This window comes from Streptomyces sp. NPDC021096 (assembly GCF_040641275.1).
In the GTDB taxonomy this organism is placed as follows: domain Bacteria; phylum Actinomycetota; class Actinomycetes; order Streptomycetales; family Streptomycetaceae; genus Streptomyces.
This window is the reverse complement of the sequence record NZ_JBFADG010000002.1, coordinates 87,919-110,452: the sequence shown is the minus strand read 5'-3', so window position 1 is coordinate 110,452 and position 22,534 is coordinate 87,919. Positions and strand designations below refer to the sequence as shown.

Annotated in this window: 21 protein-coding genes; 11 read left to right on the top strand and 10 right to left on the bottom strand. The window is 74.0% G+C overall.

Annotation, left to right across the window (positions count from 1 at the left end):
- Nucleotides 1–5: 5 nt before the first annotated feature.
- Nucleotides 6–1,118 carry an FAD-dependent monooxygenase gene (locus AB0G59_RS04110; RefSeq protein ID WP_360907801.1) on the bottom strand — a complete coding sequence of 371 codons (1,113 nt, stop codon included), beginning with the start codon at nt 1,116–1,118 and terminating at the stop codon, nt 6–8.
- 160 nt (nt 1,119–1,278) lie between these two features.
- Here AB0G59_RS04110 and AB0G59_RS04105 point away from each other — a divergent pair, with 160 nt between their 5' ends.
- Entirely contained in the window at nt 1,279–2,226 is a 948-nt protein-coding gene (locus AB0G59_RS04105) for a TetR/AcrR family transcriptional regulator C-terminal domain-containing protein (protein WP_360907799.1), read from the top strand.
- A gap of 18 nt (nt 2,227–2,244) precedes the next feature.
- Here the strand turns inward: AB0G59_RS04105 and AB0G59_RS04100 are convergent, their stop codons facing one another.
- On the bottom strand, nt 2,245–2,598 hold the full coding sequence (locus AB0G59_RS04100) for an MmcQ/YjbR family DNA-binding protein (protein ID WP_104531780.1): 354 nt from the start codon (nt 2,596–2,598) through the stop codon (nt 2,245–2,247).
- 1,463 nt (nt 2,599–4,061) lie between these two features.
- Between AB0G59_RS04100 and AB0G59_RS04095 the strand changes: the two genes are divergently transcribed.
- The gene (locus AB0G59_RS04095; protein ID WP_360907797.1) at nt 4,062–4,895 is read left to right on the top strand and encodes a maleylpyruvate isomerase family mycothiol-dependent enzyme; all 834 of its coding nucleotides are present in this window, start codon (nt 4,062–4,064) and stop codon (nt 4,893–4,895) included.
- A gap of 67 nt (nt 4,896–4,962) precedes the next feature.
- Here AB0G59_RS04095 and AB0G59_RS04090 read toward each other — a convergent pair whose 3' ends face one another.
- The 3 genes from AB0G59_RS04090 to AB0G59_RS04080 all read right to left on the bottom strand — a co-directional run bounded on the left by AB0G59_RS04090 (nt 4,963) and on the right by AB0G59_RS04080 (nt 8,677).
- Nucleotides 4,963–7,305 carry an Orn/Lys/Arg decarboxylase N-terminal domain-containing protein gene (locus AB0G59_RS04090; protein ID WP_360907795.1) on the bottom strand — a complete coding sequence of 781 codons (2,343 nt, stop codon included), beginning with the start codon at nt 7,303–7,305 and terminating at the stop codon, nt 4,963–4,965.
- 215 nt (nt 7,306–7,520) lie between these two features.
- On the bottom strand, nt 7,521–7,982 hold the full coding sequence (locus AB0G59_RS04085; protein WP_360907793.1) for a hypothetical protein: 462 nt from the start codon (nt 7,980–7,982) through the stop codon (nt 7,521–7,523).
- The gene (locus AB0G59_RS04080; RefSeq protein WP_360907791.1) at nt 7,982–8,677 is read right to left on the bottom strand and encodes a hypothetical protein; all 696 of its coding nucleotides are present in this window, start codon (nt 8,675–8,677) and stop codon (nt 7,982–7,984) included. Before AB0G59_RS04080 ends, AB0G59_RS04085 begins: the two co-directional genes overlap by 1 nt.
- A 348-nt stretch (nt 8,678–9,025) precedes the next feature.
- Between AB0G59_RS04080 and AB0G59_RS04075 the strand changes: the two genes are divergently transcribed.
- Together AB0G59_RS04075 and AB0G59_RS04070 are read left to right on the top strand one after the other, a co-directional pair.
- Nucleotides 9,026–9,769: a DUF4142 domain-containing protein gene (locus AB0G59_RS04075; protein WP_360907789.1), complete on the top strand. Its 744-nt coding sequence runs from the start codon at nt 9,026–9,028 to the stop codon at nt 9,767–9,769.
- A 4-nt stretch (nt 9,770–9,773) separates the two neighbouring features.
- Nucleotides 9,774–11,165 (top strand): DUF1996 domain-containing protein, encoded by a 1,392-nt coding sequence (locus tag AB0G59_RS04070; RefSeq protein WP_360907787.1) that lies wholly within the window; start codon nt 9,774–9,776, stop codon nt 11,163–11,165.
- Between the two features lie 123 nt (nt 11,166–11,288).
- Here AB0G59_RS04070 and AB0G59_RS04065 read toward each other — a convergent pair whose 3' ends face one another.
- A complete protein-coding gene (locus AB0G59_RS04065; RefSeq protein ID WP_360907784.1) occupies nt 11,289–12,380 on the bottom strand; it encodes a helix-turn-helix domain-containing protein in 1,092 nt (363 codons plus the stop codon).
- 130 nt (nt 12,381–12,510) lie between these two features.
- Nucleotides 12,511–12,642, bottom strand: a complete 132-nt coding sequence (locus AB0G59_RS04060) for a hypothetical protein (protein ID WP_360907782.1) — start codon at nt 12,640–12,642, stop codon at nt 12,511–12,513.
- 69 nt (nt 12,643–12,711) lie between these two features.
- Between AB0G59_RS04060 and AB0G59_RS04055 the strand changes: the two genes are divergently transcribed.
- The 4 genes from AB0G59_RS04055 (at nt 12,712) to AB0G59_RS04040 (ending at nt 17,413) form a co-directional block, all read left to right on the top strand.
- Nucleotides 12,712–13,422: a hypothetical protein gene (locus AB0G59_RS04055; RefSeq protein ID WP_360907780.1), complete on the top strand. Its 711-nt coding sequence runs from the start codon at nt 12,712–12,714 to the stop codon at nt 13,420–13,422.
- Entirely contained in the window at nt 13,419–14,927 is a 1,509-nt protein-coding gene (locus AB0G59_RS04050; RefSeq protein ID WP_360907777.1) for an NADH-ubiquinone oxidoreductase-F iron-sulfur binding region domain-containing protein, read from the top strand. Before AB0G59_RS04055 ends, AB0G59_RS04050 begins: the two co-directional genes overlap by 4 nt.
- A gap of 118 nt (nt 14,928–15,045) precedes the next feature.
- Nucleotides 15,046–16,035, top strand: a complete 990-nt coding sequence (locus AB0G59_RS04045) for an SCO0930 family lipoprotein (protein WP_360907775.1) — start codon at nt 15,046–15,048, stop codon at nt 16,033–16,035.
- Between the two features lie 238 nt (nt 16,036–16,273).
- The gene (locus tag AB0G59_RS04040) at nt 16,274–17,413 is read left to right on the top strand and encodes an alpha/beta hydrolase (RefSeq protein ID WP_360907773.1); all 1,140 of its coding nucleotides are present in this window, start codon (nt 16,274–16,276) and stop codon (nt 17,411–17,413) included.
- Between the two features lie 15 nt (nt 17,414–17,428).
- Here the strand turns inward: AB0G59_RS04040 and AB0G59_RS04035 are convergent, their stop codons facing one another.
- The 3 genes from AB0G59_RS04035 to AB0G59_RS04025 all read right to left on the bottom strand — a co-directional run bounded on the left by AB0G59_RS04035 (nt 17,429) and on the right by AB0G59_RS04025 (nt 20,459).
- Nucleotides 17,429–17,788, bottom strand: coding sequence for a plastocyanin/azurin family copper-binding protein (locus tag AB0G59_RS04035; protein ID WP_360907771.1), 360 nt, complete (start codon nt 17,786–17,788; stop codon nt 17,429–17,431).
- Between the two features lie 181 nt (nt 17,789–17,969).
- A complete protein-coding gene (locus AB0G59_RS04030) occupies nt 17,970–18,983 on the bottom strand; it encodes a cytochrome d ubiquinol oxidase subunit II (RefSeq protein WP_360907769.1) in 1,014 nt (337 codons plus the stop codon).
- Between the two features lie 54 nt (nt 18,984–19,037).
- A complete protein-coding gene (locus tag AB0G59_RS04025) occupies nt 19,038–20,459 on the bottom strand; it encodes a cytochrome ubiquinol oxidase subunit I (RefSeq protein WP_360907767.1) in 1,422 nt (473 codons plus the stop codon).
- Between the two features lie 173 nt (nt 20,460–20,632).
- Here AB0G59_RS04025 and AB0G59_RS04020 point away from each other — a divergent pair, with 173 nt between their 5' ends.
- From AB0G59_RS04020 to AB0G59_RS04010, 3 genes are all read left to right on the top strand, one after another.
- Nucleotides 20,633–21,217 carry a hypothetical protein gene (locus AB0G59_RS04020; RefSeq protein WP_360907765.1) on the top strand — a complete coding sequence of 195 codons (585 nt, stop codon included), beginning with the start codon at nt 20,633–20,635 and terminating at the stop codon, nt 21,215–21,217.
- Nucleotides 21,218–21,389: 172 nt separating this feature from the next.
- Nucleotides 21,390–21,935 carry a DUF4232 domain-containing protein gene (locus tag AB0G59_RS04015; RefSeq protein WP_360907763.1) on the top strand — a complete coding sequence of 182 codons (546 nt, stop codon included), beginning with the start codon at nt 21,390–21,392 and terminating at the stop codon, nt 21,933–21,935.
- Between the two features lie 179 nt (nt 21,936–22,114).
- The gene (locus AB0G59_RS04010) at nt 22,115–22,525 is read left to right on the top strand and encodes an SRPBCC family protein (RefSeq protein WP_360907761.1); all 411 of its coding nucleotides are present in this window, start codon (nt 22,115–22,117) and stop codon (nt 22,523–22,525) included.
- Nucleotides 22,526–22,534 lie beyond the last annotated feature (9 nt).

Here is a 22,534-nt window from a genome sequence, read left to right as displayed (position 1 = left end):
CCGGGTCAGTCGTCGAGCGAGATGCCGTTCTTGGCCTTCTCGAGCGACTCGTCGGCGGGCATTCCCCCCGGATTCTCCGTGGCGAGCGCCTGGTTGAGCTCGGCGAACGGGCGCATGCGGGCCTCGTAGCGGGCGAACGCGGCCGCGTGGTCGTCGCCGTGCCTGCCGAGCTCGTCGGCCAGGATGTACGCGCCGACGAGGGCCAGGCTCGTGCCCTGGCCGGAGAGCGGCGAAGCGCAGTAGCCCGCGTCGCCGACCAGCGTCACCCGGCCGGTGGACCACCGCTCCACGTGGATCTGGGCCATCGCGTCGAAGTAGAAGTCGGGCGCCTCCCGCATGGCCCGCAGCAGCCGCGGCGTCTCCCAGCCCACATGGGCCAGCCGGTCCGCCATGATCGTCTTCTGCTGTTCGAGGTCGCGGTGGTCGAAGTCGACCGGCTCGGACGTGAAGCCGAGCGTGGCCCTCAGCTCGCTGTTGTCGCGCACGGGGTAGAGGCAGTAGCCGACGGTTTCCTCCTTGAGCCAGAGCTCCCAGTGGTCGAGGTCCAGGAAGTTGTCGGTGCTGAAGACCGTCAGATAGGCGCCGAGGTGGCGGGCGAAGCGCTCCTCCGGGCCGAGGGCCAGCCGGCGCACCCTCGAGTGCAGGCCGTCCGCGCCCACCACCAGGTCGAAGGTCCGCGCGGGACCCGTCTCGAAGCCGACCCGGACGCCGTCCGGCTGCTCGTCGAGCGTGGCGATGGAGTCGTCGTAGAGGAATTCCACGTCCTCGGCGAGGGCGCGCCGGTGCAGCATGCGGGTGAGGTCCTCGCGCAGCACCTCGATGTCCGCGCTGTCCAGCCGGCCGCCGCTGTACGTCATCTCGGTGGAGCGCCACAGCTCGTTGCCCTCGCTGTCGAGCATCGCCATCCCGCGCAGCCGGGTGCGGGCGCTCCGCGCCTCGTCCAGGATCCCGGTCCGCTCGAGGACGTCGAGCGCGACGCCGCGGACGTCGATGGCCTGGCCGCCGGGGCGCAGGGCGGGAGCGCGCTCGACGACGGTCGGCGCGAAGCCGTTGCGACGCAGCCAGTAGGCGAGGGTGAGGCCGGCGACTCCGGCGCCGGACACGAGGACGGTCTTCATGGGAAATCCCCCTTCAGTACGCTGTACGCAACTGAATGTACGACGTACGCACAGCCCCTGCCAAGTGCCCATTCACGGGCCCTGACCTAGTACAGATGCTTCTCCCGCAGCCGTCTCCGCTGCTAGCCTCTGTACTAGTACAGGAGTAAGGGAGCCGATCATGACCGGGAAATTCGTTCCGCCGTACCTGCGCATCGCCGCCGAGCTCCGCCGGCGCATCGCGGACGGCGAACTCGCTCCCGGCGCCCGGGTGCCGTCCACGCGACAGATCGCCAAGGAGTGGAACGTCGCGCTCGCCACCGCCACCAAGGTGCTGACCACCCTGCGCCAGGAGGGGCTCGTACGGTCCCAGCCGCGCGTCGGCACGGTGGTGGCGGCCCCGGACCGGGCTCCCGGTGCGGCGTCCACGGCGGCCGCGGCTCCGGTCGTCCCGGCGACCGACCACGAGCTGACCCGTGAGCGCATCGTCCGCGCCGCCGTCGACATCGCCGACGCCGAAGGGCTGGCCGCGCTGTCCATGCGCGGGGTCGCCGCGCGGCTGGGCGTCGCCGCCATGTCGCCCTATCGCCATGTGAACAGCAAGGACGACCTGATCTTCCTCATGGCGGACGCCGTCCTCGCCGAGGCGACCTATCCCGCCGACACACCGGCCGACTGGCGCGGCCGCCTGGAGCTGGGCGCCCGCTCACTGTGGGCGCTGCACCGCGCGCACCCCTGGCTCGCGCACATCGGGCCCCTCACCCGCCCCCAGGCGCTGCCGCACCTGATCGCCTACTCCGACTGGATGCTCGGCGCCCTCGACGGCCACGGCCTCTCCCCCACGACCATGCTCAACCTGAACGTGCTCCTCTACAGCTACGTCCAGGGCACCGCCGTCCATCTCGAGCGGGAGGCGCAGGCCGCGAGCGCCACCGGGCTGTCCGAGGACCAGTGGATGGACTCGCAGTCGGCGGCCTTCGACGCCCTGGTCGCCTCCGGCCGGTACCCGACGTTCGCCAAGGTGACGGGGGCCTTCGCCGACGGGGGCTACGAGCTGCACCTGGACGAGGTGTTCGAGCTCGGCCTCACGTCGATGCTCGACGGCCTGGCGGCCCTGATCGAGGGCTGACCGGCCGTTCCCGGCGCCTCAGTCCGAGCCCGGCGCCTCGGGCAGGGCGTCGGCGAGGCGCTCGGGTGCCGCCTGCTTCCAGGAGTCCACGAGAATGTCACGCAGCTCGTCCAGGTCCTCCAGGGCGGCGAGCCGTACGCGCACCCACGCCGAGCTCGCCTCGTGCGGGGGCACCCAGAACTTCTCCGGCTCCGCCGCGATGAGCTCCGCCCGTTCGTGCCGGGGACAGCGCACCGCGAAGGACGTCTCGTCGTCGGGGATCGTGATGTACATCTTCCCGGCGACGCGGAACGTCGGCATGCTCCACGCCTCCTTCTCCACGGTCTCCGGGAGGGACATCGCGATGCGACGGACGTCGGCGGCGGTGATGATCATGGCTCAAGGTTAACCACGCGGTGCGGCCGGCGGGCCCGGCCGGTCAGCGGCTCCGCCGGCCACTCCCGGAACGCGGGCGCAGCAGCGCGGCGGCCAGGACCGCGGGGGTGGTGAGCAACAGGGTGAGGGTGACCATCGACGTGTGGTGATCCTTTTGCTTGCCCACGGACTTGACGGAGCCGTGGTAGCGGGAACGCGAGGGGGATCGCGGCCCGGCAGGCGGTGCCGGGACCCTCGTGGAGGGCGCCGGGGAGGGCCGGGGAGCCGGACGCGGCGGTTCGTTGCTGACGGGGGTGGTACGCGCCGGTGGACGGCCGGGGGCCGGACCGGGCCGCACGGGCGGCGTCGGCGGGGCAGGCCGCGGCGGTGTGGGAGTGCCGGGCGCGGGCGGTGAGGTGGGTGGGGCGGGGGGTGCGGGAGCCGGAGGGGCCGGAGTCGGCGGGGTCGGGGCGGGAGGTGCAGGTGCCGGCGGCGCGGGCGCGGGAGGCGCCGGAGCCGGAGGCGGGGGGACCGGCGCTGGGGCCGGAGGCGCGGGCGCAGGCGGGGCCGGGGCCGGCGGAGCAGGAGGCGCGGGCGCAGGCGGAGCGGGGGCCGGAGGCGCCGGGGCGGGGGGAGCGGGAGCAGGCGGGGCCGGGGCCGGAGGGGCAGGTGCGGGCGGGGCAGGAGCCGGAGGCGCGGGCGCCGGTGGAGCAGGTGCCGGCGGAGCGGGCGCGGGGGGCGCCGGGGCCGGAGGGGCGGGCGCGGGGGGCGCCGGGGCCGGAGGGGCGGGTGCAGGCGGAGCGGGAGCAGGCGGCGCCGGGGCCGGGGGCTTCGGTTTGCGGCAGGTCAGCCACACTTCCGCGTCCGCCACCGGAAGATGCGCGGTGACGTTCACACATCCCTTGCCGTCGTCGATCACCTCGGCGGTCACGGCACCGCCGAGCGCGTCGGCGCTGACGTGCGACGGCGGGTGCTGGGGAATCAGGTCGGGCAGATCGGTGACCAGGACCGTCACCGGCAGGCCCACGACCGTGGCGTCCACGCCTCCGTCGCCCGCGGCCGCCTCCCCCGCCAGCACGAGCACCGCAGCCGCGGCCAACGTCACCACTTGCCCTGTTCTCAGCCATCCCCTCACGGGGAACAGCCTGCACATCCGCACACGAGTGCAGCCGCCGTTCCCTCAGGATTACTCCGATGGACGGAAAATGAGCTGTTCGCGCCCTCCGGAGGTTTGCCGGGCCGGCGCCGTGGGGCCAGGGCCGGGCGCCGGTCCGGCGAGTGACCGCGGGCCCCGCTGGTCTGCCCACCCCCGTCGGGCAGACCAGCGATCCCCTCCTCCGTCAGAATGCCGTCCTCCGGCGGCGGTCACTACGGGGGAAACCCTGGAGGTGCGCCCCGCATTCCCGCGGGGGCCACGGAGACGGCGGCAGGACGTGGGGCCGCAACACATACCGGGTCGGGCACGAGGGCAGATTGAGGCCATGGATTACGTCTCCCATTTCCGCCGCGAGATCCTGGCGTTCGAGGCCGCCGTCCGCCGGGCGGCCGCCGACGACACGGCGCCCCTGGTCCCCTCCTGCCCCGGCTGGTCGGTGTCCGACCTGGTCACACACCTGGGCGGCGTCCACAGATTCGTGACCCTCCTCATCAGGGACCGGATCGTGGAACCGCCGGACACCATCGAGAATCTGATCGCCCGGACCCCGTCCGCCACGGTGGACCTGGGCTTCCTCCATCTCCCCGAGGACGTCGAGGGCTGGCCGGTGCCGGAGGAGGCCCCCAACCGCGGGCCGATACCGGCGAGTCTGGTCGACTGGTTCACCGACGGGTCCTCGGAGCTGGAGTCGCTGTTCCGCAGCCGGGGCCCGGCCGAACCGGTGTGGACGTGGTCGCCGGAGCGGACCACCGGGTTCTGGATGCGGATCCAGACCATCGAGGCGGCCGTGCACCGCTGGGACGCCGAGGCCGCGACCGGCACGGCCCGGCCGGTCGAAGCGGAGCTCGCGGCGGACGCCGTCGGGCAGAACTTCGAGGTCATGGCGCCGGCCCGGCGGGCCTGGACGAAGGCTCCGCCCGGCTCCGGCGAGCGCCTGCGGTTCCGGCAGACCGACGGCACGGGCGACTGGAGGGTGCACTTCGACGGCGACGACGTGCTGCTCGACCAGGACACGGGCCCCTGCGACGTCGAGCTGGCCGGCACGGCGTCGGACCTGCTGCTCTTCCTCTGGCACCGGATCCCCGCGGACCGGCTCGACGAGGTGAAGGGCGACCGGGACCTCCTCGAGAGGTACTTCGTCCTCGTCCCGCCCGTGTGACGGTGCGTCGGACGGGCGCGCATCCCCGCCGGCCCGGCCCCGCGTATGCGAGGCCGGGCCGCGGCGGTCAGGAGCGGGCAGCGGGCCGGCGGTCCGGGCGTACGCACTCGATCATGTAGTCCCCGGTGTCGGGGTCCACGGTGACGCCGTGGGTCTCGCTGCCGAAGCCGGGGAACGCCCGGTCGAAGGACTCCAGCGCACCGAGATAGCGCAGCAGCGGCCCGTCCGGGGCGCCGGTGGACTCGCCGGGCATCAGCACGGGGATCCCCGGCGGCGTGACGGTGACCATGGCGGCGGCCACCCGTCCGGCGGCCTCGGAGAGCCGTACGCGCTCGGTGCCCTGACGGATCAGCTGCTGGTAGCACCACTGGGGCGGTGCGACGGGCTCCGGCAGCTCCTGGAAGGCCGTGTCCAGCAGGGTGACCAGGTCGGCGCGGCGCAGGTGGTCGTGCATGGAGTGGCACAGGTCCCGCAGGGTGGCTCCGGCGTAGCGCCGCGGGTGCTGCGCGAGGAGTCGCGGCAGGACCTGCTCGAGCGGGGCCCCGGAGTCGTAGAGGGCCTTGAAGTCCATGAGGGCGTCGAGCAGGGTTCCCCATTTGCCCTTGGTGATGCCCATGGAGAAGAGGATGAGGGTGGTGTAGCTGTCGGTCTTCTCCACCACGATGTTCCGGGTGGCCAGATAGGCCGTGAGGATCCGGGCGGGGATGCCCCAGTCGTCCCATCGGCCGGCGGCGTCGATTCCCGGGCAGGTGAGCGTCACCTTGACCGGGTCCAGGAGGCAGTAGCCCTCGTCGAGGCCGGGGAAGCCGTGCCAGTCGGCGCCCGGTTCCAGGTGCCAGCAGGACGGCTGGGTCCGCAGAAGTTCGGTGGGGGCGTCGGCGAAGGCGTGCCGTTCCTTGGTGGCCGGGTCGGTGACGGTCCCGGGCTGCCAGGCGCCGAAGAACCAGGCGGGCCGGTCCGCGGAGGCCGCGATGCGCCTGCCGGTACGGGCCACCGCCTGGCGGAAGCGGATGGCTTCGGTGACCGCCTCGTCGATCAGCCAGTGGCCCTGCGGGCCGTCCATCATGCCGGCGGCGACGTCGAGGGAGGCGATGGCGGGGTACAGCGGGGAGGTGGTGCCGTGCATCATGAAGGCCTCGTTGAAGCGCTCGTGCTCCACCGGGGCCCTGGGCGAGGGCTTGACGTGCACCATCGCGGCCTGCGACAGCGCGGCCAGAAGCTTGTGCGTGGACTGGGTCGAGAAGACGGTGGGGCGTTCGGAGTCGGCGAGGGTGTCGGGGCCCACCGACATTCCGTAGCGCCCGGCGTAGAGGGGGTGGAAGCGGGCGTAGGCGAACCACGCCTCGTCGAAGTGGAGCCGCGGGCTGCTGGGGGCGAGCTCCCGGGCGACGTGCACGGCGTCGTAACAGAGCCCGTCGTAGGTGGAGTTGGTGAGCACGGCGTACTCGGCGCCGGGCGAGACCGCGCCCCGGGCCAGCGGGTTGCGGGCGATGCGGTCCGCCACCGAGGCCGCGCGGACCTCGGCCGGCGGCAGCGGTCCCGCCAGTCCGTAGCCGTTGCGGGTGGGGACGAGGTAGACGGGGCGGGCGCCGGACAGGACCAGGCCGTGCAGGACCGACTTGTGGCAGTTGCGGTCCACCAGGGCGATCTCGTCCTGGGCGACGCAGAAGTGGCCGACCATGCGGTCCGCGGTGGAGTTGCCGTGCAGGACGAAGTAGGTGCGGTCGGCGCCGAAGATCCGGGCGGCGTTGCGCTCCGCGTCGCCGATCGGGCCGGTGTGCTCGAAGAGGGAGCCCAGTTCCTCGACGGAGATCGACAGGTCGCTGCGCAGCAGCCGCTCGCCGTAGTAGTCGAAGAAGGCGCGGCCGGCCGGGGACTTCAGGAAGGCGACGCCGCCGGCGTGTGCGGGGGTGTGCCAGGAGTACTCGTGGGCGTCGTCGAAGCGTCGCAGCGCCTTGAAGAACGGCGGGAGCACGGCCTCGCGGTAGGTGCGGGCCGCGCCGACGATCCGGCCGGCGATGAACGCCGGGGTGTCCTCCAGCGGCCAGACGTAGCCGACCACCGTCTCCGACACCCACAGCGGCAGGTGGTCGAGGTCGTCATCGGCCCCGTCGGCCATGACGAGCAGGACGGGCAGGTCCTTGAAGCGCCGGCCGATCTGGCGCAGGACCGCGGCGCCGCCCGGCTCGCCGTCGGTGTGCCCCTCCCGGGAGAGGTCCCAGGCCACCACGGCGGCCGCCAGGCCCGCTTCCGTGCGCAGCACCGCCCGCGCGTCGGCCTCGGTGCGGGCCCAGCGCACTTCCAGTCCGTGGTCCTCCACGGCTTTGCGGATCCTGCGCAGTTGTTCGCCCTCGGATCCCATGCCGAGCGGGTCGTCCCGCAGTGCGAACAAAACTGTGCCGCCGACCATTTCGGCCCCCTGATGTTGCGATCATCCGGCTGTCCTCTGGTCAGTCTCGTCAGAGGGGGTCCGGTCAGGTGACCGGTGCGGGGTCAAACCACTCGTCGGTGGGGAGTTCGCAGGGGAGTTCGGGGGCGGCGCGTGAACGCCCCGGAACCGGGGCGCCTTTCGCGTCGTGTGCGTGAGCGACGGTCCGGGGTGGTTCCGGGGCGTGGTGCGGGGGCTCAGAGGCCGAGCAGTCGTGCGGTGAGGTCGCGGTAGCCGAGGAGGGCCATCCGCAGCTCCTCCGTGCCCGGTCGCGCGGCGTCGTCGTGCCAGGCCCTGCGCAGGGCGTGGCGGCGCTCGTCGAGGAGTTCGCCCACGCGCGTGGAGAGGGCGTCGACGAGGGCGTCCGCTTCCTCGACCGAGCCGCGCGGCGTGTCGATGAAGCCGCTCATGGCCTCCTGGAGGCGGTCGTCGAGCTGTTCGCGCTCGGGGGGCGGCAGCAGGGGGCCGTCGCCGTGCGGGGTGCGTGCCGCCGTAGCGTTCCCGTCCGGCGCCGGGCCCGGCCCCGCTTGCGGCAGCGGCGTCCGCCCGTCCGCGGGGGCCATGGGCGGTACGTGCGGGTGCTGTTCCGGTCCCTGGTGGCGGGCCGGGGCGCCGCCGTGGTGGTGCCGTGCGTGGGGTTGTGCGGTGTGCCGGTCCATTACGGGCCCTCCTTCCTGGCATGCCCGCCTTCCCGGGCGTGCTGGGGGGTGACGCTCGCGCTGCTCCTCGTCGCCGGCGTCCTCGTCGCCGGCTCGGGCCGCGGGTCGCCGCGCCGGGCGTGGCGCTGGGGGCGCCGGTCCTGCGGGTGCGTCCTGACCAGGTCCTCGAAGAGGCCGCGGGCCTGGACGAGGGCCTCACGCAGCTGCTCCGTCGGGGCGTGTTCCGTGCGCGCCCGGGCGGCCGCGACGTGGATCTCGCGGAAGCCGTGGGCGGTGTGCGGGTAGTGGACGGAGAGGGAGTCGAGGAGGTCGTCCCACGAGTCGGCCGGGAAGCCGCGTTCGCGGGCGAGCCGTCCCAGCAGGTCCTCGGCGTCGGCCACGGCACGGGCCGGGGCGTCGACGAACTGTTCCTGCAGGCCCGTCCACCGGGCGACGTACATTTCGCGCGCATGCGCCGTCAGCGGCAGGACGTGCACGTCGCCGTGGCGTCGCAGCCGCTCCTTGAGGTCCTTCTCCGCCGCCTTCTCGTCGCCGTCGTGCCGGGCGACCGCGGCCTCGTACTCGGGGCCGAAGCGCCGGCGCAGACCGCGGCCGCCGGTGACCTGGCCGCGGCCGACGAGGCGCACGGCCACGACGACCCCGGCGAAGATGACGGCGAGGGCGACAAGGATGGCGATAGTGGCACCAGTTGGCATAGGAGCCGCCTCCCGTCGGTGCCCCTGCCTGTCAGGGGCGGTATGTGACGGGTAGCCCGGTCTTGGGGAGCCAAACGCGGCGGTGGGCGGGTGTCACCGGGGCCGGTGCGGACGCGGCCGGGCAGCCGTCGCCCGGCCCTGCGGGCGCGGCATGCGTCCGGTGCGTCCGGCCGCACGGTAACAGCCATCCGGGGCGGCGGCGCGGGCTTTGTCAGATACCGACGAAGCCCGTGGCGCGGGGCGCCGGGGCGGCTAGCGTCACTGGCCATTCGACGGACGGCCCCCAGGAGACGAGGAGGCGGCGCCATGTGTCCCGTGCGCCCGACACACGCGATGAGGGCGGGCCTGATGAGGTCCCTGGCCCGGCGGCGGACCGGGCCCGAGGGCGGGCGGCCGGGTGCGGGGCGTGCCTCTCTCGGCACCTGGCTGGTGATCGGTGCGCTCACGGCGACGCTGGTGGCGCTGCTGGTCCCGGTGTCCTTGTTCGGCGTCGCCCGGCAGGCGGCGGCCGGCGGTCCCGCCTGGAACGACGACGGCGAAGGGATGCGGGACACGCAGTTCGGCCCGCTGTCCGCCCTGGACCGGGACTTCGTGCGCAAGGTGCGGCTGGCGGGCCTGTGGGAGAAGCCCGCGGGGCGCATGGCCCTGGAGCGCGGGACCACCGCGAGCGTGCGGACGGCGGGCGAGCATCTGGTGGGCGGGCACACGGAGTTGGACCGCCGGTCCATCGACGCCGGCCGGACGCTGGGCATCTCGCTGCCGGTGCGGCCGGGCGATCAGCAGCAGGGGTGGCTGGACCGCATGGACGCGGCCTCCGGGTCCGGCTTCGACCGGACCTTCGCCGAGCTGGTGCGCACCGCCCACGGCAAGGTGTTCGGCCTGGTCGCGCTCGTACGGGACCGGACCGGCAACTCCCTGGTCCGGGAGCTGGCGACGCGCGCCAACAGCGTCGTCCTCGACCACATCACCGTTCTGGAGAACACCGGGCTGGCCGGCGTCCCGCACACCCGGGACCAGCCCTCCCCGAGCCAGGCCCCGGATCCGGCTTCGTCCCAGGCCCCGGCGCAGCACAGCAACGAGGAAATGAAGTGATCCTATGACCCCCACGAAACGACAGGGCCACAAGCGCCGGCTGTCGCGCAGGACGCGCGCGCTCGTCGCAGTGGCGGCACTGCTGCTGGGCGGTGGCGGCACGGCGGTCATCGCCGCCAACGCCTCCGCCGGTGGCGCCCGCCAGCCCGCCGCGCGGTCCGCCGACGCCTCGGGCGACGCGGCGGCCACGGCGCTGACGATCGCCTGTCCCGACGTCGGCGACCGGCTGCGGGACGTGCCCGATCCGGCGCGTCAGAAGGTCTCCACAGGTCTCGCCGAGCTCGACGCGCAGGTGGCGCGGGCCTACGAGCGGGCCGCGTCCGGCGGCGACGGCGCGGCGGTGCTCGGCGAGCTCAAGCAGCAGCGCTCGGCGACGATAGGGCGGATGGCGGACGCCATAGGCGAGCGGTCCGCGCGGCCGTCCGATCTGACGGAGCTGAGCGGCTGCTCCTCCCGGCAGGTCCGTACGGAGGCCGCGGACGGCGGGGGCGGCGCGAACGCCCTCAAGCGCCCCATGCCGGGCGGCCCCTCCCCCGCGGACTTCGCCGACATCCGCACCGCGCCCGCGGTGGCCCGGCCCGCCGCCCGTTCCGGCGGCTCGACCGGCACGTTCTCCTCCGCGTGCGGGCGCAACGAGAACGGCCACTTCAACTCGGACAACGTCATCGTCACCCCGGGTGTCAGCAACGGGGCCCATCACACCCACGACTACGTCGGCAATCTCTCGACGAACGCCTTCTCCACGAACGCCTCCCTCGCGGCGGCCGGCACCACCTGCTCCAACGGGGACCTGTCCACGCACTACTGGCCGGTGCTGCGGCTGCTGGACGGCAAGGCCGCTCCGGACGCGAACAAGCCCGGGGGCGGGCACGACGGGAACATGGGCAAAGTGCTGCGGCCGAAGTCGGTGACGATCCAGTTCCGCGGCAGCCCGGTGTCGAAGGTGTCCGCGATGCCACGCTTCCTGCGGGTGATCACCGGTGACGCGAAGGCGTTCACCAGCGGCACGGGCAACGCCAACGCCTCCTGGAGCTGCGTCGGTTTCGAGGAGCGGCAGCTGAAGGACAAGTACCCGATCTGCCCGGACGGCGCGGACGTGGTGCGCACCCTCGCCTTCCAGAGCTGCTGGGACGGGAAGAACACCGACAGCGCCAACCACCGCACGCATGTGGCGTTCGCCCGGCAGGACGGCTCCTGCCCGCGCGGCTTCCGGGCCGTGCCGCAGCTCGTGCAGCGCATCACCTACGACGTGCCGGACGGCACCGCGTTCGCCGTGGACAGCTTCCCCGAGCAGCTGCACAAGCCGGTCACCGACCACGGGGACTTCATCAACGTCATGCCGGACTCCCTGATGACGAAGGCGGTGGCCTGCGTCAACGGCGGGCGGCGCTGCTAGCGCCCCGCCCCCACAGGCTCCCGGCGCCGGGTGCTCCCCATCGACGCCCCTGCCACCCGGCCCCGGGAACACGGCGGCCCCGGACCTCGAGGTCCGGGGCCGTCATCCCGTGCGGTCCACGGTTCACAGGCCGTTGACCCGGGCCTGGCGGGCGAGTCCCAGCGGGTGGACGGTGGCGCCGACGGCGCGGGCCCGGCCCTGGGCGCGGGAGCGCAGGCGGCGGGACTGGGCCAGCAGGCGGCGGCTGCGCAGCGCGAGTTCCAGTTCGAAGCGCATGCGCGGTTCCCGCAGCGCCGGGCCGAAGAGCTTCTCTATCTGGCGCAGGCGGTAGCGCACCGTCTGCGGGTGCACCTGCAGGACGCGGGCGGCCTCCGGGGCGCCGCCGCTCTCCAGCCAGGCCAGCAGCGTCACTTCGAGCCGTTCGCTCTGCCGTGGGGTGAGTCCTTCGAGGGGCCGCAGCCAGCGTGCCGAGAGGGCGCGGGCGAGGGACTCGTCCTGGAGCAGCAGCAGGTCGGAGAGGTGGTCGTCGACGAACACGGGCCGCGGGGCGGCGCCGGGCGGGACGAGGGTCAGCAGCCGCCGGGCCCAGCGCAGTGAGGAGGCGGCGTCGGCCACGGGCACGGCGTGCCCCACGGCCGCGGTCCGGCCGCCGAGTACGGCCGTGAGCGCGGGCCGTGTCTCGGGGCCGGGGTCGGGGACCAGCAGGCAGACGTCCGTGTCGACGGTTCCCAGCAGTCCCTGGCCGAGCGCCGCGGTCAGGTGCAGGCCGACGTGGTGCGCCTCGGTGGAGGAGGAGCCGGCGAGGACGACGGCGCGGACGCGCTCGGGCAGGGGGCAGCCGGCCTGGCGGGCGAGTTCGGCCAGGGCCTGCTCGGGCAGGCAGCGGTCCTCCGCGAGCGCGGCGAAGAGCGCCTGGCGGGCGCGGGCGCCCGGCATCGTGGTCACCACCTGACCGCCGCTGCGGGGCCGGGGCACGGTGGCCGTCGCGGTCGTACGGCCGGCCCCCGTCCTGCGGCCGCGGAGCCCCAGGGCGAGCAACAGGGCCTGCTCGACCGCCGCCTGCGCCATGTCCTTCCCCATCCGCTCCGTGACCTCCGCGAATGCGGGCGTATCGCGCACCAGTTCCTCGACCATCCTGGCCGCGACGGCGGGAAGTTCCTTTCTGAGGACGCGGGTCCATTCCCCGCGTGGCCGTGACCAGATGCGGTTCAGCATTTCGCACATCGTCTACCTCCGGACATCTGCACCGGACAAGGGGATCGGGACGGATGATCACGACCCTCTCGCCTGAGTGGGCATCATCAGCAGCCACCCACCGCTGTGGGGACAGCCATGCGCGAATTTGTCACAGCGCGATAAAGCTTATGAAGGGATTGCGGAATTCGAGGATGCTGACGTTCATTCGACCGCCCGGCGAATTACGCCGATGCGCGGGATTTCCGGATTTCTCAGGAACACGGGCGACCTGCTCGGCCATCGCGGGCCGCCCGTCGGAGGCCCTATGCCTGCGTCACGTACGTCCCCGTCAGCAGCGCCAGTACCGTCCATGCCCCCCACGCCACCGTTCATTCCCCCGCCGGGCGCCTTCGCGGCCCCGCCGGGGCGGTCCCGGCCCCGGGCCCGCTCCCGGCCGGCGGGCGGCTTCTCCGCCAGGCCCGCCCTGCCCGCGGCGCTCCTGCTGCTGCTCGCCGTCGCGGCCCGCGCCGGAGTCGCGGAACGGACCCAGGAGTTCCTGGACTTCGGCGCCGGGGTGCTCGCGCTCGTCTCGCTCACGGCGACGGTGCTGTGGGGGCTGGCCGCCACCGACCGGATGCTGCTGGGCCCGGCCCACCGGCTGCTCGCCCAGGGGGTCCACCGCGGCCTGGCGGTGGCCGGCCTCGGCTTCCTCGCCCTGCACATCTGGGTGAAGGTGGCGAAGGGGCATACGACGGGCACGGCGGCGGCCGTCCCGCTCACCGACGCCTCCCGTCCCTTCCTCGTCGGCCTCGGCACGCTCTCGGGCTACCTCTTCCTCGCCGTCGCCGTGACCGGCGCGGTGCGCAGCGCCTTCGCCTCGGTCGGTCGGTCCCTGATCTGGCGGGCCCTGCACATGAGCGCCTATCCGGCCTGGGGCGCTGCGCTGGTGCACGGCCTGTACTCGGGCCGTGCGGCCAGTGGCTGGGTGACAGCGGCGTACGCGCTGTGCGTGGTCGCCGCGGGGGCGGCGCTGGCGCTGCGGCTGCGCTGGGCCCGGGACGGGCGCGGAGGAGGATCGTGACCGGGCCCGTACCGACCCTGTCGGCCGTCGGCACCCCGCGGCTGCTGGCCGGGCTCGACCGGCAGCCGTGGCTGGACCGGGCGGCGCATCTGGCCCTGCACGGGCCGCCGCCGACGCCGTCCTGGAGCGAACTGGCCGCTTTGGCGGAGGAGATCGGGCTGCGCGGCCGCGGCGGGGCGGGGTTCCCCTTCGCCCGCAAGCTGCGCGCGGTCACCGCCTCCCTGCGGCGCACGGGCGGCGCGGCGGCGGTCGTGGTCAACGGCAGCGAGGGCGAACCGGGCTGTCTGAAGGACACCGCGCTGCTGCTGCACGTCCCGCACCTGGTCCTCGACGGGGCGCTGATGGCGGCCGGGGCGCTGGGGGCGGAGCAGGTGGCCGTCGGGGTGACCCGCGAGGACGTGGAGCTGTCGGTGCGCCGTGCGGTGGCCGAGCGGGGTACGTCCGGGCCGGCGGTGCGGGTGGTGCGGCTGCCCGAACGGTTCGTCACGGGTGAGGGGACGGCGCTGGTGCGCGGGGTGGGCGGCGGGCCCGCGCTGCCGTCCGGGCGCAAGGTCCGCTCCAGCGAGAGCGGCCTGGGCGGGGTGCCGACGCTGGTGTCCAACACCGAGACGTTCGCGCAGCTGGCCGTCGCCGCCCGGCTCGGCGCCGCCGGCTTCCGGGAGCTGGGGCTGGCCGAGGAGCCGGGCACGGTCCTGCTGACGGTCGCCGGGAAGCACGTCGTGGAGACGCCGACCGGCCTTCCGCTGCCGTACGCGCTCGGGCTGTGCGGCACCGATCCAGGTCAGGGCGTGCTGGTGGGCGGCTACCACGGCACCTGGCTGGGTGCGGCCGGCGCCGCCGCGGCGACAATCTCGCGGGACTCCCTGGCGGCGGCCGGTGCCGTGTTCGGGGCGGGCGCCCTGCTTCCGCTGCCGGAGTCCACCTGTCCGGTCGGGGAGACGGCGCGGGTGGCCCGGTGGCTGGCGGCGGAGTCGGCGGGGCAGTGCGGCCCGTGCTTCCAGGGGCTGCCCTCGCTCGCCGAGAGCCTCTTCGAGGCCGCGCACGGCGGGGGCCGGCAGGCCCTGGAGGGTGTACGGGCCCGGATGCGGGCGGTGGAGCGGCGCGGGGCCTGCGCCCATCCGGACGGCACCGCCCGCTTCGTGGCCTCCTCACTCGCCGTCTTCGCCGAGGATTTCGAGGCGCACGCGACGGGCGCCGGCTGCGGCCGTCCCGTCCTCGGCGCGCTGCCGCTGCCCGACGGCGCGCGGGGCGCCGCCGCGGCCCCGGGCGGCGCCCGGGCCTCCAAACCCGCGCCCGCCGAGCGGCTCCTGGTGGACTGGACGCTGTGCCGGGGGCACGGGCTGTGCGCGGACCTGCTGCCGGGCCCGCTGCGGCTGGGGCCGGACGGCTACCCGGAGCGGGCCGTCGTCGCCGTACCGGCGCGGATGCGGCAGCGGGCCCTGCGGGCCGTGCGGCGCTGCCCCGCTCTGGCCCTTCGCATCGAGACCACCGGAGCCGCCAACTGAGCGTTCTTTAGCTCCTTGTGACAACTTCCCGGTTCCGCTGAGCGTTCGCGGAGCCCCTCCCGTACCACCACGCACCGGCGGTCCCCGCCGGATCCACCCACCAGGAAGGAACACGGACATGATCAAGCGGCGACAGGCTTCCCTCGCGGGAGCGGCGCTCACGCTCATGGTGCTGACGGCGGCCTGCGGCGGCAGCCCTTCGGCCAAGGAGCGCGACGGCGACGACGCCCGCCCGGCGGCGAACGCCTCGGACGCGGGCAAGGGCTACGGGTCGGGGTACGGCTCGGGGGCGGGGGCCAAGGACGCGGGCGCCGCCAAGGGCGAGGCAGGCGGCAAGCTGGCGGTCCGTGAGGCGGCGGACCTCGGCCAGGTCGTCACCGACGACAAGGGCTTCACGCTCTACCGCTTCGACAAGGACACCGCCAAGCCTCCGGCCTCCAACTGCGACGGCGACTGCGCCAAAGCCTGGCCCCCCGTCCCCGCCGAGGGGGCCTCGGCGTCCACCGGGATCGACGCCGCCGCCCTCGGCGAGGTCCAGCGGGCCGACGGCACCAAGCAGCTGACGCTGGGCGGCTGGCCCGTCTACCGCTACGCGAAGGACGCCGCCCCCGGCGAGACCAAGGGCCAGGGGGTGGGCGGCACCTGGAACGCCCTGGCGCCCGACGGGAAGAAGGCGGGCGGGAAGAAGGCCGAGGACCCCAGGGAACAGCCCAAGGAGCAACCGAAGGAACAGCCCGCACCCGAGGGCGTGTCCGTCTCCGACAACCCCAAACTCGGCAGGATCGTCGTGGACGGCAAGGGCCGGACCCTCTACCGCTTCGACAAGGACAGCGCCTGGCCCATGAAGTTCTCCTGCAACGACGCCTGCCTGGAGACGTGGAAGCCCGCCAAGCCGGTGGACAAGGACAGGATAAAGGGCATCGACGCCAAGCTGATCACCACGGTGACCCGCCCCGACGGCACGAAGCAACTGGCCGTCGACTGCTGGCCCATGTACTGGTTCACCGGTGACGAGAAGGCCGGGGACGTCAACGGGCAGGGAAAGCAGGGGCAGTGGTTCGCCGTGGACGACAAGGGCGCCAAGAACAAGGCCACCCCGGCGGGCTGAGCCCGTACCGGTCCCGGCGCAGGCGGCATCCTCGTGCTTCGCACAAGGCGGTGCGATTTCGCCGCCGCCTGCCGCCGGGGGTAATTCCGGTCGCACCCAAGGGAAATGGGGCAGCGCCCCCGGCGCGGGGAAAGGAGGGAAATGCCGGCGTGGGTCATCTCATCAGAGGAGGGTCCGTGGAACTTCTCCGACCAGAGGTGGATGCCACGGCGGCTCCGCGCTGCCTACGGTGATGATCATGCTCAGCAAGACGAGGAAGACCTCACGACGTTCGTTCGTGGCGGCCGCCCTGCTCATGGCCGTCGCCGCTCCCCAGCTCCCGGCCGCCGCCGCGGCGGCCACGCCACCCGCTCCCGCCCCGTCCGCGGCCGAGGTGCCCGCTCCGGCGACCGGAGTGCCGCTCGGCACGAAGACCCTGCACCTGGTCGACACCGCGCGGCAGGATCCCTGGAAGCCCTCCGCCGGCCACCGCGAGTTGATGGTCTCGCTCTGGTACCCCGCCCTGCCCTCGAAGGGCCGGCCGGCGCCCTACGCCTCCAAGGCCCTCTCCCGGGAGGTGCTCGGCACCGAGGCCATGGCCTCGGTGCGCACCCACGCCGTCGACGGTGCGCGGCGCGCCCCGGGGACCCGGCCGCTGGTCGTGCTCTCCCCGGGCTTCGGCCTGAGCCGCCTGACGCTCACCGCGCTGGGCGAGGACCTGGCCTCCCGCGGTTACGCGGTCGCCGCGGTCGACCACACCTACGAGGCGCCGGTGGAGTTCCCGGGCGGCCGCATCGAGAAGTGCCTGGCGTGCGACACGAAGGAGTACGGGGCGGTCGTCCGCAACCGCGCCAAGGACCTCGAGTTCGTACTCGACCGGCTGACCGGCCCCGGCAGCGAGCTGCGCGTCGATCCACGGCGGATCGGCGTCGCCGGGCACTCGATCGGCGGCGCGAGCGCGGTGGAGGTCATGCGCGAGGACCGGCGCGTGGGCGCCGCGGTCAACCTCGACGGCAACTTCTTCACCGATCCGCCCGCCGGGGGCCTGAACCGGCCCGTCCTGCTGCTCGGCGCCCGCCGGAGCACGATGGCCGAGCCCCGGGAGAACTGGGAGGGGACCTGGAAGCACCTGACGGGCTGGAAGCGCTGGCTGGAGGTGCCCGACGGCGGGCACATGACGTTCACCGACGTCCCCTGGATCATCGACCGCCTCGGCAGGCCGGACACGATCCCGCCGGAGGACGTCGAGGGCCAGCTCGGCAGCCTGGCCGCCGCCCGCGCGACCGCCGTGACCCGCGGCTATGTGGCCGCCTTCTTCGACCGGCACCTGCGCGGCAGGCCGAGCCCGCTCCTCGACCGGCCGTCCGCGGCCTTCCCCGAGGTCACGTTCATGAGGTAGCGGCCTCTTCCCCGCCTACTGCACCGTCACACTGCCGGTCATCCCGGGGTGGATGGTGCAGTGGTAGCGGAAGACCCCGGCGGTCGGGAACGTCCGCGTGAAGGACTGGCCGGGGTTGAGCCTGGCGTCCCACACGCCCGTGTCGGAGGTCGTGGTGTGGGTGCCGTTGGCGTTGTTGATCCAGCGGACGCTGTCACCGGGATGGATGGTCACCGTCGGCGGGACGAAGACGGCGGGGGACCCCTCGATCACCACGGTCGTCTGGGCGGCGGGCGGTGCGGCGACCGCCGGGCTGGCGGCGAGGACGCCCATCGAGAGCAGGGCCGCCAGGGCGGCGAGGGTGCGCGCGACGATGCGGAACGGCGAGCGTGGCATGGACAGTCCCTCCTCGGACCTCGAACCGCCGGGGACACGAGCTCACCACCGGGCTGCGTGTCCCCTGCGAGTGCGGGGGAATTTCCCTCCCTCCGGCACGGCAACCGCATTTCACCCGAAGGCGCTATTTCCCGGAGATAGCGGCGCATGGATGGGACGCCCGTGGGTGAAGCCGCCGCGCTCAGGCGTCCGGTGCTTCGGGCCGCCGCTGCTCGTGCTGGAAGAGGTGGTAGAGCCACCACAGTGACGGGACGAGAAGGAGTGCTCCCACGCCGAGGCTGGCCAGGCAGGCGGTGAGCACGGAGCTGTGGGAGGCCGTCGACCGCACGGTCGTGTCGGGTACGAGCATCAGCGGGTACTGGGCGGCGCCCCAGGACCACAGGACGGCGGCCACCGCCAGCGCCGCCGCGAGGCGGGCGGCGACGAAGCGGCGCCGCGCGACCAGGACCATGCCGGCGAGTCCGGCGAGGGCGCTGAGCACCACCAGGGGCAGCGCGCGGTGGGTGAGCCCGTCGAAGAGCAGCGGGGCGTCCGCGCGCAGCACGGCGACGCCGGCGAGGGCGACGACGCCGGTGACCGCGCCGCTGATCAGGGCCCGTCGGCGGAACGCGGCGACGAGGGCGTCGTCCCCTTCGCGGGCGGCGTCCGCGCACAGGTACACGGCGGCCAGATGGGCGCAGGTGAGGACGGCGAGGACGCCGCCGAGGAGGGACGTCGGGTGGAGCCAGCCGGTGCGGGTGTCGCCCTCGGCGAGGCCCGGGGGGACCCGGCCGGAGGCGACGGCGCCCGCGACCGTGCCGAGGAAGAAGGGGGTGACGACGGAGGAGAGGGCGAAGCAGGCGCCGAAGAGCCGGCGCAGGGCGGTCGCGCTGCTGGCCTTGCGGAAGGCGAAGGCGGCTCCGCGGGCGATGATGCCCAGGGCGGCGAAGGTGAGCGGCAGGTAGAGCGTGGAGAGCACCGCGGCGAAGACGGGTGAGAAGCCGCCCCACAGCAGCACGACGACGAAGATGAGCCAGACGTGGTTGGCCTCCCACACGGGGCCGATGGTGTGTTCGATGAGGGCGCGCTGGGTGTGGCCGCGCCGGGTTCCGCCGGCCAGCAGGTCCCACAGGCCGGCCCCGAAGTCCGCTCCGCCGAACAGGGCGTAGCAGGTCAGGCCCAGCCACATCACGGCCAGTGTCATGTCGGCGAGCATCGGATGAAGAACCTCTCGGGCGTCGTTCGGCACCTTCGGACCGGGCCGTCGGCCTCAGACCACGGGGTAGTCCTCGATGTCCCGCTCCTGGGGCGCGACGGGCACGGGCCGCTCGGTGACCATCCGGCGCAGGACGTAGACGGTGGCCGCCGTCATGGCCGCGTAGACGATCAGGACGAGCCACAGGCCGGCCATCACCCCCGGCGCGGGGTTCACCGCTTCGTGCACGGTCATCAGCCCCTGGACGACCCAGGGCTGACGGCCGAGCTCGGTCACGCACCAGCCGCATTCGAGGGCGACCACCGCGGCCGGCCCGGTGAGCGCGCCGAGCGCGAGGAAGGCCCGGGTGCCGCGCCGGGCCAGCGGGTCGCGGTCGCCCGCGCGGCGGGAGCGCCACCAGGCCAGCAGCAGCCACGCCGCCATCAGGAGCAGGAAGAAGCCGGCGCCGACCATCAGGTCGAAGGCCCAGTGCACCCCCGTCACGGCGGGCCACCGTGCTCGCGGAACGCGGTCGAGGCCCTCGACGACCGTGCCGGGACTGTCCCCGATCAGCAGGGACAGCCCGCTCGGGATCTCGATCCCGTACCGCAGGCCGTCGTCGCCGGCCACTCCCCCGAGGGTGAGCGGTACGTGGCTGCCGGTGCGGTAGACGCCCTCCATGGCGGCGAGTTTGACCGGCTGGTTGGCGGCGACGAAGCGGGCGGCCCAGTCGCCGGCGGCGATCTGCAGCGGGGTGACAGCGGCGCCGAGCGCGCAGGGGATGAGGAAGCCCGCCCGGTGGTAGGGGTCGCGCCGGCCGCGCAGCAGCGCGACGGCGTAGACGCTCGCGGTCAGGAAGGAGGCGACCATCAGCGCGGCGAAGATCATGTGGACGGTCTGGGGCCAGCTCGCGGGGTTGAGCATCGCCGCCCACGGGTCGACGCCGGTGATGCGGTCGCCGCGCTGGGTGAAGCCGCTCGGCTGGTTCATCCAGGCGTTGGCGCAGACGACGAAGAACGCCGACGCCACGCCCGCGACGACGACCGGCACCCCGGTCCACAGATGGATCCGGGGCGGCAGCCGGTCCCAGGCGTAGAGGTAGATGCCGAGGAAGATCGCCTCGATGAAGAAGGCGATGCCCTCCAGGGCGAAGGGCAGCCCGATCACCTGCCCGTAACGTCCCATCAGGCCCGGCCACAGCAGCCCGAGCTCGAAGCTGAGGATGGTGCCGGAGACCGCGCCGACCGCGAAGAGGACCCCCATGGCGCGGGCCCAGCGCCGCGCCAGCAGGCGGCAGGCGCGGTCGCCGGTGCGCAGGCCGCGCCACTCGGTGATCAGGGTCAGCAGCGGCAGCCCCACGCCCAGGCACGCCACGACGATGTGCCAGGCCAGCGAGAACCCCATCTGGGCACGGGCCGCCGACAGGTCGCCGGGAGTGGCGGGCAGGGCCGCGCGCACGGCGTCGACCACGCGGAACGACCCGCAGGTGAGAGGCATGGCGGCTGGGATACCCCTGACCCTGCCGATGAAAACCTGACATGACGTGACAAAGCATGCATACATGGCTTTCTCACCTGTCCGGCCCCTCCCCCCTCCCCCGCCCCCGTGGACCCCGGTGGGCCCGGACCCCCGTCCGCGGGCGTGTGCGGGCCGCGGGAGATGATCAGGCCGTGACAGCGACAGCGATACGTGAGCCGGTGTGGACCCCGTCCGCGGTCTGCGTGGCCACCGCCGGGCTGCTGGTCGAGGCGGCGTGCGCGGTGACGGCCCTGTGGACCTGGGGGCTCTTCCATCCGCACCCCGACGACGACGGCGGCGCCCTGGCGGTCTTCGTCCTGCCCGTCGTCCTCCCCGTCCTCGCGGGCGCGGCGCTGGCACTGACGGTCACGCTCATCATGCCCACGCTCTCCCTGGCCCGGCGGGCGGGCGCGCTCTGGGGCCACGGCGGCGCCTGGTGGTGGGTACCGGCCGTGGCCGGCATCGTCTCGGCGGCCGTGGTCGGCGCCGGCGGGCTGGGGTTCGGGCTCCTGGGGGACGCGGTGGGGAGCCCCTCGGCGTACGCCTGGTGGTGGCTCGCCGTGGCGGTCCTCATCGTCCCGGGCGCCCTGCTGGCACGGGAGACGAACCGCCGCACCGCCCAGGGGCGGCCGAGGCTGCGGACGCGAAAGGTGCTGCTCGGGGGCTGCGGGAGCCTGGCGGCCCTGTGCGCACTGCTGCTGACGACGGCGGTCGTGGTGGAGTCCGTGGCCGGCTGAGACGGCCGGGGCGCGCCATGTTCGTCCGGCGCATGGCCGATACCCGTCCATGAGGTGTTCACCGGTGCGGGAGTGGGGTAGACGGCCTGTCGTTCCCGACGGGTCCGGGTGCCGCGCGGGTGCGAGCCGTCCGCGCACGCCCCGGCCGGTCGATCGCCGAAAGGAAGTTCTCGTGATACGCCGCACGACAACGAAGTTCGCCGCCCTGGCCGTCGCCGCCGGCACGGGGCTCGTCCTCACCGCCGTAGGACCGGCCCAGGCCGCGTTCCCGGCGGGCGACGGGTCCGACCGTGCCGTCGCGACCTGCGGCACCCCCGACCTGCGGATCGCCTTCGCCGAACGGCTGGGCGGCGGGATGAGCCACGCCGGGGGCACGCTGGAGCTGAAGAACACCTCCGGCCGCACCTGCGCCCTGCGTGGCTACCCCGGGCTCGGCCTGGAGGACGCCCGCCACACGCCGCTGCCCACCCGCGCCGTGCGCGGGAGCACCTGGTACGCCGACGACCCCGGCAACAAGCTCGTCGTCCTCCGGCCGGGACAGGCGGCCCAGGCCAACGTCTCCTGGACGCACTCGGGCACCGAGCCGCGCAAGGCCGCCTACCTCCAGGTGACGCCGCCCGCGGCCACCACGCACCGGACCATCGAGCTGGACGACATGGTCGACTTCGGTGAGCTGCGCATCACCGCCGTGGCACACGAGGTCCCGGTCCGCGGCTGACCGCGGCCATCACCGCCCTCGCCGAGCGCGCCCTCGCGGGCATCGTCGCCGCCGGCGGCTGAGAGCCCGGCGGCCGAACGGCGGACCCGGGCCGGGGCGAACGGGTGGCTTCGCGTCGGCGAGGGCCTGCGGGCGGGCAGGCGGGTGTGGGGGGCTTCCGCACCGAGGATTGGCATGGCATGAGCGAATACCAGCGTTCCCGTACGATGCCCGCGCTGCCCGAGCACGTTTTCGACCAGGTGGTCGAGGTGCAGCGGCTGAGCAGTTGGATGCCGTCGGACCTGCACGTACGGGCCGAGGACCTGCCGGCCGTGACCGTGCACGAGGACCGCACCGGTGAGGACGAGCGCGCGCTGTTCCGGGCGGACCCGGAGCAGATGCGGGTGGAGTGGGGGACGCGGGACACCGGAAACTACGCGGGCTGGCTCCAGGTGGCCGGCATCGGCAGCGGTGCCAGCGAGGTGACGATCCATCTGTCGTTCTTCGAGGAGGGCGACGACCCGGGCAAGGACGTCGTCGACGGGGCCCTCGCCGGCAGCCTGGAGCGGCTGGAGGAGCAGGTGCGGCTGCGCGTGGACGACGGCGGGTGACCTGGGGGA

Bases quoted from the DNA above. Each gene is read 5' to 3' on its own strand.
- AB0G59_RS04110 (WP_360907801.1), bottom strand. From the start codon at position 1,118: ATGAAGACCGTCCTCGTGTCCGGCGCCGGAGTCGCCGGCCTCACCCTC.
- AB0G59_RS04105 (WP_360907799.1), top strand. From the start codon at position 1,279: ATGACCGGGAAATTCGTTCCGCCGTACCTGCGCATCGCCGCCGAGCTC.
- AB0G59_RS04095 (WP_360907797.1), top strand. From the start codon at position 4,062: ATGGATTACGTCTCCCATTTCCGCCGCGAGATCCTGGCGTTCGAGGCC.
- AB0G59_RS04090 (WP_360907795.1), bottom strand. From the start codon at position 7,305: ATGGTCGGCGGCACAGTTTTGTTCGCACTGCGGGACGACCCGCTCGGC.
- AB0G59_RS04085 (WP_360907793.1), bottom strand. From the start codon at position 7,982: ATGGACCGGCACACCGCACAACCCCACGCACGGCACCACCACGGCGGC.
- AB0G59_RS04080 (WP_360907791.1), bottom strand. From the start codon at position 8,677: ATGCCAACTGGTGCCACTATCGCCATCCTTGTCGCCCTCGCCGTCATC.
- AB0G59_RS04075 (WP_360907789.1), top strand. From the start codon at position 9,026: ATGAGGTCCCTGGCCCGGCGGCGGACCGGGCCCGAGGGCGGGCGGCCG.
- AB0G59_RS04070 (WP_360907787.1), top strand. From the start codon at position 9,774: ATGACCCCCACGAAACGACAGGGCCACAAGCGCCGGCTGTCGCGCAGG.
- AB0G59_RS04065 (WP_360907784.1), bottom strand. From the start codon at position 12,380: ATGCTGAACCGCATCTGGTCACGGCCACGCGGGGAATGGACCCGCGTC.
- AB0G59_RS04060 (WP_360907782.1), bottom strand. From the start codon at position 12,642: ATGGCCGAGCAGGTCGCCCGTGTTCCTGAGAAATCCGGAAATCCCGCG.
- AB0G59_RS04055 (WP_360907780.1), top strand. From the start codon at position 12,712: ATGCCCCCCACGCCACCGTTCATTCCCCCGCCGGGCGCCTTCGCGGCC.
- AB0G59_RS04045 (WP_360907775.1), top strand. From the start codon at position 15,046: ATGATCAAGCGGCGACAGGCTTCCCTCGCGGGAGCGGCGCTCACGCTC.
- AB0G59_RS04040 (WP_360907773.1), top strand. From the start codon at position 16,274: ATGCTCAGCAAGACGAGGAAGACCTCACGACGTTCGTTCGTGGCGGCC.
- AB0G59_RS04035 (WP_360907771.1), bottom strand. From the start codon at position 17,788: ATGCCACGCTCGCCGTTCCGCATCGTCGCGCGCACCCTCGCCGCCCTG.
- AB0G59_RS04030 (WP_360907769.1), bottom strand. From the start codon at position 18,983: ATGCTCGCCGACATGACACTGGCCGTGATGTGGCTGGGCCTGACCTGC.
- AB0G59_RS04025 (WP_360907767.1), bottom strand. From the start codon at position 20,459: ATGCCTCTCACCTGCGGGTCGTTCCGCGTGGTCGACGCCGTGCGCGCG.
- AB0G59_RS04010 (WP_360907761.1), top strand. From the start codon at position 22,115: ATGAGCGAATACCAGCGTTCCCGTACGATGCCCGCGCTGCCCGAGCAC.